The sequence below is a fragment of the Falsiroseomonas sp. RANM36 genome (genome assembly GCF_056682175.1).
Window position 1 is genome coordinate 154196 of sequence record NZ_JBWXTD010000001.1, and the last position, 6792, is coordinate 160987.

The 6792-nt window shown below is 74.5% G+C and carries 6 protein-coding genes; 4 read left to right on the forward strand and 2 right to left on the reverse strand.

Going from position 1 to position 6792, the window contains the following annotated elements:
- Window positions 1-100: 100 nt before the first annotated feature.
- Together AC1MIR_RS00780 and AC1MIR_RS00785 are read left to right on the forward strand one after the other, a co-directional pair.
- Window positions 101-592 carry a DUF1003 domain-containing protein gene (locus AC1MIR_RS00780; protein ID WP_480026282.1) on the forward strand — a complete coding sequence of 164 codons (492 nt, stop codon included), beginning with the start codon at window positions 101-103 and terminating at the stop codon, window positions 590-592.
- Entirely contained in the window at window positions 589-750 is a 162-nt protein-coding gene (locus AC1MIR_RS00785) for a hypothetical protein (protein WP_480026283.1), read from the forward strand. The genes AC1MIR_RS00780 and AC1MIR_RS00785 overlap by 4 nt, the downstream gene beginning before the upstream one ends.
- On the opposite strand, the gene AC1MIR_RS00790 is transcribed toward AC1MIR_RS00785, so the two are convergent.
- Window positions 751-1797, reverse strand: coding sequence for a patatin-like phospholipase family protein (locus tag AC1MIR_RS00790; protein ID WP_480026284.1), 1047 nt, complete (start codon window positions 1795-1797; stop codon window positions 751-753).
- 47 nt (window positions 1798-1844) lie between these two features.
- The gene (locus AC1MIR_RS00795) at window positions 1845-2792 is read right to left on the reverse strand and encodes a S1C family serine protease (protein WP_480026285.1); all 948 of its coding nucleotides are present in this window, start codon (window positions 2790-2792) and stop codon (window positions 1845-1847) included.
- Between the two features lie 65 nt (window positions 2793-2857).
- Between AC1MIR_RS00795 and AC1MIR_RS00800 the strand changes: the two genes are divergently transcribed.
- Window positions 2858-4432 (forward strand): Na+/H+ antiporter, encoded by a 1575-nt coding sequence (locus AC1MIR_RS00800; RefSeq protein WP_480026286.1) that lies wholly within the window; start codon window positions 2858-2860, stop codon window positions 4430-4432.
- A 23-nt stretch (window positions 4433-4455) separates the two neighbouring features.
- Window positions 4456-6792: DUF4011 domain-containing protein (locus tag AC1MIR_RS00805; protein ID WP_480026287.1), on the forward strand; the 2337-nt coding region annotated here is incomplete at its 3' end.

Genomic DNA, 6792 nt, shown 5'->3' on the forward strand with positions numbered 1-6792 from the left:
GCGGCGGGGGTCTCCGGGGGGGGGGGGGGGGGGGGGGGCCCCCCCCCGGCCGGGGGGGGGCCCCCGCCCCCCACGCCCGCATCCGGGTTGGGAGACGAGGATGCGCCACGCGACGGCCCAGGACGCGCGCCACACGCATATCCGCCGCACCATCGCCCGCGCCAAGCGCAGGCGCGGCAATGCGCCCGCCCCGCCCGGCTTCGGCGCGCGGCTGGCGGACGCGGTCGCCGCGACGGTCGGCTCCTGGCGCTTCATCGTCGTCCAGTCCTCGCTGCTGGCCGTCTGGATCGCGGCCAATGCGCTGCTGGGCGGCGGGGCCTGGGACCCCTACCCCTTCATCCTGCTGAACCTGCTGCTGTCCTTCCAGGCGGCCTATACGGCGCCGGTCATCATGATGAGCCAGAACCGGCAATCCGACATGGACCGAGACCGCGCGCTGGCGGACTACCAGGTGAACCTGCGCGCCGAGGCGGAGATCGCCCTGCTGCACGAAAAGATCGACCTGCTGCGCGAGCAGGAGGTGATGGAGCTCACGCGGCTGCTGCGCGACACGCTGGCACGGCTGGAACGGATCGAGGAGCGCCGCGCATGATCGCCTGGATCGTCCGCATCCTGCTGCTGGCCGGCGGCGCCATCGCCGCGCTGTTCGTCGCGCCGGACGCCGAGAATTTCGACGTCGTGCAGGGCATGGCCTCGGTCGCGATCCTGGCGGCCGTGGTCCTGGTGGTCGCGCTGATCAGCCGGAAGTAGTCACGACAGGCGCGGCCCCGGCGCATCGGGGTCGAAGCCCATCGCGGCGGGGCTGGCGAGCGGCTTCTGCATCTCCATCGCCAGCCCGTTCAGCGCGCCGGAGGCCTTGAAGCGGGCGAAGACCTGCTCGCCGAGCTTCTGCAGCCCCGCGATGGTGGGTTGCGCGACGTCGTCCATGGTGAAGGAGGGCGGCGGCGGATCGAGCTCCACCTGCAGGCGGAAATAGGCCAGCTCGTCGCGCGCCTGGCGGAGCATCATCTCGTGCTCGGTCAGCGCCGAGGCGCCGTCCATGAAGACGTCGATCAGCCCGGGCAGCCAGCCGGCGAAGCCGAAGCCCTGCGCCTTCTCGCCATTGATCCGGTTCACCCGCGCGCCGGTGCCGAGGGAGAGGACCAGGACGCGGTCGGCCTTGGGGAAGATGCGCCGCGCCTCGGCCAGCGCCACCGCCGCGGGGTCGTTGGCGAAGACGCCGCCATCCACCAGCGCATGCCGCCGCTGCGCCGCCGGATAGTTGGCATCGAGCGACTCGATGATGGCGGGCGGGAAATAGGTGGGCGCGGCGGAGGTGGCGCGGGCCACGTCGCGCAGCCGGAAATCCTCGCTGCCATGCAGCCGCGCGCGCCAGGAGCTGAACAGCTTGGGCCGCGCGCGCTCCAGGTCCCAGGCGGTGACCAGCAGCTCGGGCGCGACTTCGCTGAGCTGCGTCTGGCCGAGGCGCTGGGCCAGCAGGCCTTCCAGCGCCACAGGCTCGTATTTGCACTCCGAGATCGGGTTGCGGCGGCTCCAGGCGCCGGGCGGGAAGATGGTGGCGCCATGCACCGTGTAGAGCTCCGCCAGCTCGGCCGGACCGTGGCGCAGCGCGCCGGGGGCGCAGAGCCCGGCGGCCATGATCCCGCCGGTGGAGGTGCCGGCGATCAGGTGGAAGGCGTTGGCCAGCGACTTCCCCGACATCCCGAGCGCGGCCGCGATATGGCCGAGCGCGACCGCCGGGATCAGGCCGCGGATGCCGCCGCCATCGAGGGAGAGGATGCGGACCGTGCCGGGCATGGCTGCCTCCCGATTGCTTCGGGGGCAGGTTAGCGCCTCCGGCGCAGTCAGGCACGCTCTTCCGGCGTCACCCGGAGGCGCCGGAGGTCGCCGCGGCGGAGCAGGACCAGCTCGGCGGTCTCGCCCACGCGGTCCCCGGTCAGCCAGCGCAGCAGGGAATCGACGCCGCGCAGCGTCTCCCCGCCGGCCGAAAGCAGCAGGTCGCCCCGCTCGACCCCCGCCCGGTCGGCCGGGCTGCCACGGGCGACCTCGGTCACCAGCACGCCGGTCTGCTGATCGAGCCCATGCGCGCGGGCGAAGCGGCGGGGGATCGCCTCGAGCTGGCCGGACAGGCCGAGGCGCGCGCGGCGCACCCGCCCGAAGCGGACCAGATGCCCGAGCACCAGCCGCGCGGTGTTGGCGGCGACGGCGAAGCAGAGATTCTGCGCGCCGCCGATCATCGCGGTGTTGATGCCGATCACCGCGCCCCGGCTGTCCACCAGCGCGCCGCCGGAATTGCCGGGGTTGAGCGCCGCATCGGTCTGGATCAGGTCCTCGATCGGGCGGCCCCCGGCGCCGCGCAGGCTGCGGCCGAGCGCGCTGACCACGCCCGCGGTCACGGAGGAGGAGAAGCCGAGCGGGTTGCCGATGGCGATGGCGAGTTGGCCGGGGCGCAGCGCCGCGGAATCGCCGAGCGTCGCGGCCGGCAGCGCGGCCTCGGTCTCCGCCCGCAACAAGGCGAGGTCGGTGTCCGGGTCGTCGCCGAGCAGGCGGGCGGGCATGCGCCGGCCCTCCGCCGTGCCGACCAGGATCGCCTCGGCGCCGCGGACGACATGGCTGTTGGTGAGCACCAGGCCGTCGGGCGCGACCACCACGCCGGAGCCGGCGCCGCCGCCGCGCGGGCCGCGGACAGCCACGTTCACCACCGCCGGCCCGGCCCGCTCCACGGCGGCGGTGACGGCGGCGGAATAGGCGTCCAGCAGGGCGCCATCGGGGGGGATGGGGGCGTCGAGCATGTCTCCCAAGATGGGAAGCCGGCTCCCCTCCCCCAAGCCGGCGCATGGCGGCTATGTTGGTCCGCATGGAGATCGTGCAGGCCGTCCTGGCCCTGATGGCGGCCTGCATCGGCTTCGCGCTTGTCGCGCGGCGGGCCAGGCTGCCCTATGCGGTGATCCTGGTGCTGGGCGGGATCGCGCTGGCCTTCGTGCCGGGCCTGCCGAGCGTGACGCTGGACCCCGAGCTGGCGCTGGCCTTCTTCGTGCCGCCGCTGCTGCAGGCCAGCGCCTGGCGCACCGACTGGCGCGCCTTCCGCGCCAATCTGCGGCCGATCCTGCTGCTGGCGGTGGGCGCCGTGCTGTTCACCGCGCTCTGCATCGCCGTGGTCGCCAAGCTGCTGATCCCCGGCCTGCCCTGGGCGGCGGCGGTCGCGCTCGGCGCCATCGTCGGGCCGCCGGATGCGGTGGCGGCGGCGGCGGTGCTGAAGCAGCTGCCGATCCCCCGCCGCATCGTGGTGGTGCTGGAAGGCGAAAGCCTGGTGAACGACGCCACGGCGCTGGTGCTCTACCGCTTCGCCATCGTGGCCGCCGCGGCCGGCGGCATCGCGATGGAGCAGGCGGGGTTGAGCTTCCTGGCCGTGGCGGTCGGCGGCATCGCCGTCGGCTATGCCGTGGCCGTCGCGGCGGACTGGTCCTTCCGACACCTGGACGATCCGCTGCTGGTCACCGCGACCAGCTTCATCGCCTGCTTCGCCTCCTTCATGTCGGCGGAGGCGGTGGAGGTCTCGGGCGTGATCGCGGTGGTCACCACGGGCCTGGTCATGGGCCAGAAGCAGCATCGCAGCATCACGCCGGAGATGCGCCTGGTCTCCCGCGCGGTGTGGAACTTCGTGGAGTTCGTGCTGACCAGCCTGGTCTTCATCCTGGTCGGGCTGCAGCTGCGCGGCATCCTGGAGCGCATCGGCGACCGCAGCGTGGTGGAGCTGACCGGGCTGGCGCTGGCGATCTCCGCGACGCTCATCGTCTCGCGCTTCGTCTGGGTGTTTCCGGCCACCTGGATCCCGCGCGCCCTGCCGAGCGTGCGGCGGCGCGATCCGATGCCCTCGGCCGGCGCGATCACCGTGGTGGCCTGGGCGGGGATGCGGGGCGTCGTCTCGCTGGCAGCGGCGCTGGCGCTGCCGCTCGACTTTCCCGAACGCGACCTGCTGGTCTTCCTGGCCTTCTGCGCCATCCTGGCGACACTGGTGCTGCAGGGCACGACGCTGGAATGGGTGATCCGGCGCCTGGGCGTGGAGGAGAAGCGGCCGACCGGCATGCCGGTGACGGAAGCCGTGGCCCGGCGCCAGGTGGCGCGCGCGACGCTGGCCGAGATCGAGCGCCGCGCCGCGGACATCCTGGAAGGCCCGGTGGCGCAGGACCTGCTGGACGAATACCGCGACAAGGCGCGGGTGTTCCATGGCGTGGCGGAAGGCGGCAGCCAGGCGGAGCTGGAGGCGCGGATGCGCATCCGGCTGGCCGCGCTCCGCGCCGGGCGCCTCGCGCTGCTGGATCATCACCGCGACGACGGGCTTTCGGACGAGTTGCTGGCCGGGATCGAATCGGAGCTCGACCTCGAGGAGCTGCGCATCCTGCGCCTGCTCGGCGCGACGCCGGGGAAGTAGGGCCGGGGAAGTAGGGGAAGACGATGGGCACGGAGACGCTCGCGGCACGGCTGGAGGAGGCGCGGCGCGGCCTGCTCGATCTCTCCACGCGCAACCGGCTGCTGGCGCTGCCGAAGGCGGGGCGCTCGCGCGGCGTCGTGATCATCGAGCGCGAGGATGCGGATTTCGTGCTGGCGGAGCTGACGGCCGGCAAGTCCTTCGGCTTCGAGGCGGCGGGGAGCGCGGCGCCGGAGGCACCCGCCGAGAAAGCCGCGCCGGCGGCGAAGCCGAAGCGCGCGCCGCGGCGGACGGCGAAGGCGAAGGCCGAGGGCGTGGCGGTCGCCGATGCGGCGAAGACCGAGGCGGAGTGGCGCGCCGACGACAGGCTGCGCGTGGCGATGACGCCGGCGGATCTCACCCGCCGCCTGCGCGACCTGATGACCGATGCGCGCACCGCGCGGGAGGAGACGGGCATCGCGACGCTGTCGCTGGCGATCGGCACGCTGTCCTGGCGCGATCCCGGCACGCCCGGGACGGAGCGGCTGGCGCCGCTTGCGCTGCTGCCCGTCACGCTGGAACGGCAGGGCGTGTCGCAGACGTTTCGGCTGCGCTCGGCGGGGCTGGAGGTGCAGGAGAATCTTTCTCTCCGTGAAAAGCTCGGCAGCGAGTTCAAGGTATCGCTGCCGGAGTTCGATGCCGAAACCTACGACCCGACGAAGTGGGCGGAGGCCGTGGCGGCCGCGATCGGCACTCGCGAAGGCTGGGGCGTGGATGCGGACGGGCTCGCCGTCGGGCTGTTCTCGTTTGCGAAATTCCTGATGTGGCGAGATCTGGGGCCGCGGGAAAATCCAGGGCTCGCCGACCATCCGATGGTGCAGGCGCTGGTGGGCGGCGCGATGATCACGGCGCCGCCCCCCTTCCCCGACGACGCCGATGTGGACGCCGCGATCAAGGTGGAGCGGCTGGACCACGTGATCGACACGGATGGCAGCCAGGCGCTCGCCGCCGAAGCGGTGCGCCAGGGCGGGCACGTGGTCATCCAGGGGCCGCCCGGCACGGGCAAGAGCCAGACCATCATGAACATCATCGCCCAGGCCGTGCTGGATGGGCGCAGCGTGCTGTTCGTGGCGGAGAAGCTGGCGGCGCTAGAGGTGGTGAAGCGGCGGCTCGGCACGATCGGGCTCGGCGCCGCCTGCCTGGAGCTGCATTCCGAGAAGCAGTCGAAGCGCGCGGTGCTGGACGAGCTGCGCGCGACGCTCGCGCTGCCGAATGTGAAGAAGCCGGAGCGCGAGGCGCTGGTGCAGCGGCTCGGTGCGTTGCGGTCACGGCTGAACGCCCATGCCGCGGCGATGGCGGCCGAGGTCGGGCAGAGCGGCCGAAAGCTGCACCAGGTGGTGGGCAACCTGGTCGCGCTGCGGGCGCAGGGCGTGGCCGCACCCGATTTCGCCCTGCCGGGCGACTGGACCGAGGCGGCGATCGCCGAGGCGCGCGACGCGGTGGCGGAACTCGCCGCGCGCGCGGCGGAAGGCGGGCCGCGCAGCGCGTGGCGCGGCGTGACGGTGGCGCTGGCGCCGACCGACCAGGAACGCTTCCTGGCGCGGCTGCCCGCGCTGATCCGCGCGCTGGCGGCGGGTGGCGCGGAGGGACCGGCGGCGCTGCGCGCGCGGATGGCGCGGCAGGCCGTGGCGGCGACGGCACCGCTTCACGATCCTGCGGCGATGGCGCATCCGGCGTGGCGGGCCGATCCGGCGCCGTTGCGCGCGCTGGCCGAGGCCGCGGGGGCGGTGGCGGCGGCGGAGCGCGACGGACGGCTGCAGCCGGGCGCGCTGGCCGTGGAGGGCATCGCGGAAGCGCGCGCGGCTCTGGCGGAGGGCGGGGGGATCTTCGGGTTCCTGTCCTCCTCGCTGCGCGCGGCGCGCGCGACGGCGGCGCGGGTGGCGCGCGACGCCGAGAATGCGCTGCCGGCGCTGGATGCGGCGCTGGCGGGCCAGGCGGGGGGGGGCGCGCGGCGCGGGCGCGCCGGGGGGGGGGGGGGGGGGGGGGGGGGGCGGCGGCCCGCGGAGTCGGCGCGGCGGGCGCGGGTGGGGGCGCGGGCGGGCCAGGCGGCGCTGCGCGCGCGGCGCGAGGGCGAGGTGCTGGGTCGCGGCGCGTTCGGGTCGCTGTGGGGCGATGCGGAGGCGATGGCGGCGCTTGTGGCGTGGCGGGAGGAGAAGGGTGGCGAGGCGGCGTTGGCGCTGGCCGGAGGTGGTGCGGGCCCCTACCCCATCCCTCCCCCGCAAGCGGGGGAGGGGGCCGGTGGGGGGTGGGGGGGGCGTCGGGCGGCCGCGGGGCGCGGTGTGCGGATCGCCGTTGGCCCGGGCGATCCCCCCTTGCCCCGCGGC